Here is a 4,923-nt window from a genome sequence, read left to right as displayed (position 1 = left end):
CCCAAACACATCAGTTATTCAATTTGTGCGATATACTAACACTTTTTCAGCACATTGCAGGCTTTAGAATAATCATGACAGCGATCTATATTGGGGTAATGACCGGCACCAGCATGGATGGTGTTGATATTGTTGCTGCTTCTTTTGATCCATTGCAGCTTCATGCCACCCTCACTCTTTCTTTCGATCCCGATTTACGCGATGAACTGATGGCACTCACTTTGCCTGGTGACAACGAAATCGACCGTATGGGTAAGGCAGATGTGGCTTTAGCAAAAATGATTGGTGAAGGCATCAATCAACTGATTGAACAAAGTCATTTAGATCGTAGTCAAATCAAAGCTGTTGGCTCACATGGACAAACCATTCGCCACCGCCCAGAGCATGGCTTTACCCTGCAAATTGGTGACCCAAACATCATCACTGAAATCACCCAAATTCCGGTGATTTCAGACTTTCGACGTCGTGATATGGCCGCAGGTGGACAAGGTGCCCCGCTGGTTCCTGCGTTTCACCAAGATATGTTCCAACATGAAAGCATTCATCGCGTCATCTTAAACCTAGGTGGCATCGCAAATGTCAGTATGTTGCCCGCAGGCCAACCTGATCAGGTCTACGGTTTTGATACAGGCCCAGCCAACATTTTAATGGACGCTTGGTGTGAACGCTTTACTGGGCAGCCTTACGATGAAAATGGCAATTGGGCAGCTTACGGCCATCCAATTCGCAGCCTGCTTGATCGTCTACAATCCCATGAATATTTTTCCAAAGAACCACCGAAAAGCACTGGTCGTGAAGACTTCAACCTCGAATGGTTAGATGAACAAATTGCTGACTGGCGCAATGACCTTGAATACGATGAGCTTGAAGACAGCCCCGAAAATGTTCAAGCTACCTTAATGAAGCTCACCACACGCGCCATAAAAAAAGCCATCTACCGCTCTGACATGGATACCGGTGAAGTCTATGTCTGTGGTGGTGGTGCCTATAATTCACACCTTTTAGAACAACTACGCTGGCGCTTACGTAAGCACAATTGGTCTGTACAAACGACCTCCGCGATTGGCTTAGCCCCAACATGGGTGGAAGCCACCGCCTTTGCTTGGTTGGCTATGCGTTTTATCCAGCAACTCAATGGCAACTTACCCGCAGTGACAGGCGCACAGGGCGACCGTATTCTTGGAACGATTACTGCGGTTTAAACATCACAGCGCTTCTAGTCCTTTAGACGCAACATAAGCAAATCAAAAAAGCCAGTCGGTTATTCACCTGACTGGCTTTTTATCTATATCAACGATTTTTTCCTGTTAATGTTAACGCATCATTAACTTGGCATTTTCCTGACGGAAGGCTTTTAAGATTTGTTGCCCTGCTCGTCCCGTCGGACTTAAACCTAAACGAATCTGCTCCTGTCGAATCGCTTGGCGCGTTTTATCACCGATCAAACCGTCCACCGCGCCAATATCATAGCCACGATTCAGTAAAAACTGCTGAATTTCACGACGTTCAGAACGCGAAGTGCCTGCATCATCAGTTGGCCAAGTTGTAGTAAACCCGCCTTGCCCTTGTAAGCGGTCTGACAAATGCGCAATCGCTAATGCATAACTTTCTGCTGCGTTATAACTATAGATTGCATCAAAGTTTTTAAAGACTAAAAACAGTGGACCATTTTCACCAGCGGGCGCCATCAGCCCCGCTTGCGAACTAGAGGATAAATTGCCTTGAACTAACGCTGAGCCATCTGCGCGTACCAAGCCATTTTGCATCCAGTAAGATAAGGGCTTTTTATTGCGACGACTTTCACCACTCAGAGAAATCGCTTGCGGATTTTTTACTTCAAATCCCCAAGGTTGCCCGGTTTGCCAGCCGCGTTTTTTGAGGAAATTGGCTGTTGATGCCAAAGCATCTGTGGTACTCGACACCAAATCACGGCGTCCATCACCATCAAAATCGACCGCCAGCTCTTCATACGTCGATGGCATAAACTGGGTATGACCAAACGCACCTGCCCACGAACCTTTCAGTTGCGACTCAGTTAAATCGCCACGCTGTAAAATACGCATCGCGGCAAAAAACTCACCCCGGAAATAGCTTTGGCGGCGTCCTTCACAGCTCAATGTGCCTAGCGCTTGTAATAATGGATATTTACCTGAAATATCACCAAAATTACTTTCAACACCCCACACGGCAACCACAGTCTCCGCAGGCACACCATACGCGGCCGCAACCCGATTCAACACGTCACGATGCTGCGCCAATTTTTGCTGACCGACCGCAACACGCTCATCATCCACCAATCCTGACAAATAATCCCAAATCGGCGTGGAAAATTCAGGTTGGTAATTTAATTTTTCAATCACAGAATAATCAGGCGTTAAATTTTGCGTGTAGCGATCATAAGTGGATGCAGACACACCATTCGCCATCGCTTGGCTTTTTAAGTTGGCAATACAGCTTTGAAATGAGTTCTGAGGGCTATAATCGGAGCTTGCGACATTTGAACCGCCCGCAACTTTTTGACCATTAATAATAAGCTCAGCATTTGCCTGAGTCACCGCTAAAAAAATTGAACCTAAAAGAAAAGCAAAACGGTGCATAAAATCCCTAATGATTCTTTATCTCTAAATTATGCGTTTTACCTTAACACTTTCAATTTCACTTTTCTGAATCAAAACGTAAATGAATATTGATAATAATTTAAATTCAAAATCATCTTTTAAATTTAAACCAGATTATCCACAGCACAACAAACCTCAACTTTTTGAATTTAAAAAATAATCTCTAGCTTAGCAAGTGCTTTGAATTCAATCATCTTGATTTGAATTTATTTATCCACAACTCATCTTTAATGTTAATAATCAATAATATAAAAAGAATCAACCATCAGAAACCAAACTCAACATTTTCAAATTCAAAACTTTAAATTCATTCAGCGGTCTTTAAATTTATTGTTTTGAATTTAAATTCAAACAGCATCAAGGCTTTTAAATTTAAAATGCGCTTTTGAATTCAAATTTTTTACTTCTATTTTTTAAATTCAAAACACGCCTAAAAAGATATCCACAGAATCAAGTTAACTGAGATTTCTGCTGGTTCAGCTTTTTTAGGTGAAAATCAGTGTCACATTCAGTTGTGGGCTCTGTTTTAAACGTGCATCTCTGTACAAAACTCGCTTTATTTTGCTTTCAGTTTATTTTTCTATGCGCTAATTTTATCTAAACGGATAAAAAACACGCAATTTATTTTAATTTTGATCCGATTAACGGTTACTTTTATCGAAGAGGCGCAATCATGCCTGAATGAATCCAAATAAAAAAGCGACCACTCTTGTGATCGCCTTTTTTAACAACAACTGAAGCTTTAGATGGTCATATCTTCGCTCAGTGCCAATGGATTCGGTAAAATTTTCGCCAACTGACGACATAGCGTCGTGAGTTGAGCAGTGTCATTCGGCATTAAAGTCAGGTGACCAATCTTACGACCTTCACGTTCTTGCTTATTATAAAGATGTAGATGTACACCTTCTAAGGCCAAGACTTGTTCAGACTGTGGATACTGACCAATAATATTGATCATGACCGTAGGGCGAACCACTTCAGTGGAACCCAAGGGTAAGCCTGCGACTGCACGAATATGGTTTTCAAACTGAGAGCATACTGCGCCTTCAATCGACCAGTGTCCTGAATTATGCACACGTGGCGCCATTTCATTGGCATACAAACCTTGGTCTGTAACAAACAGTTCTAAGGTCAATACGCCAACATAATTCAAATGATTCAATAGGCGAGTGATGTAGTCTTGTGCAACGGGTTGTAAGTCCGCACTATTCGGCGCAGGGACAATCGAGTGCGACAAAATACCATGATGGTGATGGTTTTCAGCCAATGGCCACGTTTTTACATCGCCATTTTGACCACGTACCGCAATGATTGAGACTTCACGTGAGAAAGTCACAAAGCTTTCTGCAATTAAACTGCCTGCAGGACCTAATTCAGCCCATGCTTGTTCAATTTGCTGTTCAGAACGCAATACGAACTGACCTTTGCCATCATAGCCGCCTGTGGCTGTCTTCAGCACAATCGGTAAACCTAACTCAGCAACCGCAGCGTTTAAGCTTTCTAGTGAATCTACCGCTTTATAAGGTGCAACAGGAATCTCAAGCGCATCAAATAACGCTTTTTCAGACAAGCGATGCTGTGCAATGGCTAAAGCCTGACGTGGCGGATGCATATCTTTTTGCTTGGTCAAAACATCAACATCAGACAAAGGCGTATTTTCAAACTCAAGGCTGAAGACATCTGCGCTAGCAATAAAGTCTTGTAAACCGTTTTCAGTTTTGCTTGAAATCACCGTTCCTAAAGCCGCTGAAGGACAGTCTGTACTCACATCAAAGAACGTACATTGAATATTTAGTGGCAAAGCCGCTTGCGCCATCATGCGACCCAGCTGCCCACCACCAAAAATACCGATGGTTTTATTCATGAGGAATGCCCCGTATTAAGCTTGGCCTGGAATATTGTTGCTTGCGACTTTGTCAGTTTGTGCAGCACGGAAATCTGCTACATTTTTTGCAATCTCAGGACGTGTTAGACCTAAAATTTGCGCTGCCATAATCGCAGCATTGGTTGCACCTGCTGGACCAATCGCCAAGGTACCCACTGCAATACCTGCTGGCATTTGTACAATGGATAACAGTGAATCAACACCGTTTAAAATCGAAGACTTCACTGGTACACCCAGTACAGGTAAATCAGTTTTCGCCGCACACATTCCTGGTAAATGCGCCGCACCGCCTGCACCTGCAATAATCACTTGGATACCACGGTCACGTGCTTGTTCAGCATATTCAAAAAGACGATCTGGCGTACGGTGCGCAGACACAACTTCCGCTTCAAATGGGACGCCAAGTTGCTTAAGCATATT

4 protein-coding genes are annotated in these 4,923 nt (G+C 43.3%); 1 reads left to right on the top strand and 3 read right to left on the bottom strand.

Annotated elements, in window-relative coordinates:
- Positions 1-74: 74 nt before the first annotated feature.
- The gene (locus B4F08_RS00450; RefSeq protein ID WP_086210945.1) at positions 75-1,202 is read left to right on the top strand and encodes an anhydro-N-acetylmuramic acid kinase; all 1,128 of its coding nucleotides are present in this window, start codon (positions 75-77) and stop codon (positions 1,200-1,202) included.
- Between the two features lie 111 nt (positions 1,203-1,313).
- On the opposite strand, the gene B4F08_RS00445 is transcribed toward B4F08_RS00450, so the two are convergent.
- The 3 genes from B4F08_RS00445 to purE all read right to left on the bottom strand — a co-directional run.
- Positions 1,314-2,597 (bottom strand): lytic murein transglycosylase, encoded by a 1,284-nt coding sequence (locus B4F08_RS00445; RefSeq protein ID WP_086210946.1) that lies wholly within the window; start codon positions 2,595-2,597, stop codon positions 1,314-1,316.
- 763 nt (positions 2,598-3,360) lie between these two features.
- A complete protein-coding gene (locus B4F08_RS00440; protein ID WP_119065027.1) occupies positions 3,361-4,482 on the bottom strand; it encodes a 5-(carboxyamino)imidazole ribonucleotide synthase in 1,122 nt (373 codons plus the stop codon).
- Positions 4,483-4,497: 15 nt separating this feature from the next.
- Positions 4,498-4,923: 5-(carboxyamino)imidazole ribonucleotide mutase (gene purE, locus B4F08_RS00435; RefSeq protein WP_291372377.1), on the bottom strand; the 426-nt coding region annotated here is incomplete at its 5' end.

The organism is Acinetobacter sp. UBA6720 (genome assembly GCF_002454215.1).
Lineage (GTDB): Bacteria > Pseudomonadota > Gammaproteobacteria > Pseudomonadales > Moraxellaceae > Acinetobacter.
Note: the sequence above shows the minus strand (reverse complement) of the source record. Positions and strands in the feature narration are given on the sequence as shown.

Excerpts from the sequence above, each read along its gene's own strand:
- B4F08_RS00450 (WP_086210945.1), top strand. The coding sequence starts at position 75 with ATGACAGCGATCTATATTGGGGTAATGACCGGCACCAGCATGGATGGT.
- B4F08_RS00440 (WP_119065027.1), bottom strand. The coding sequence starts at position 4,482 with ATGAATAAAACCATCGGTATTTTTGGTGGTGGGCAGCTGGGTCGCATG.
- B4F08_RS00445 (WP_086210946.1), bottom strand. The coding sequence starts at position 2,597 with ATGCACCGTTTTGCTTTTCTTTTAGGTTCAATTTTTTTAGCGGTGACT.